Source organism: Pseudomonas sp. K5002, assembly GCF_013386655.1.
In the GTDB taxonomy this organism is placed as follows: Bacteria; Pseudomonadota; Gammaproteobacteria; order Pseudomonadales; family Pseudomonadaceae; genus Aquipseudomonas.
In genome coordinates this window covers 661-945 of sequence record NZ_JACARK010001052.1, presented here as the reverse complement: position 1 = coordinate 945, position 285 = coordinate 661, and the positions used below count along the sequence as shown (strand labels likewise).

The window sequence follows — 285 nt, the reverse complement described above, 5'->3', positions numbered from 1 at the left end:
GCACGCCGACAAGCTGCAAGCGATGGTCGACGAAGTGCGCCAGGTGATCGAAGCCACCGCCGAGCAACACGGCTTGAGCTTTGAGCTGATACCCACTGCCGACTTCCCGCCGCTGGATTTCAACCCTGCCTGTGTCAACGCCGTGCGTGATGGCGCGAGCAGCCTGGGCCTGAGCCATATGGACATCGTCAGCGGCGCCGGGCATGACGCGATCTTCGTCGCCGAACTGGGCCCGGCCGGAATGATCTTTGTGCCGTGCGAAGGCGGCATCAGCCATAACGAAAT

At 62.8% G+C, this 285-nt stretch carries 1 protein-coding gene; it reads left to right on the top strand.

Features of this window, described 5'->3' with window-relative positions; translation table 11 throughout:
• The coding region (locus tag HX846_RS33055) for a M20/M25/M40 family metallo-hydrolase (protein ID WP_178967034.1) at window positions 1-285 on the top strand (285 nt) is incomplete at both ends.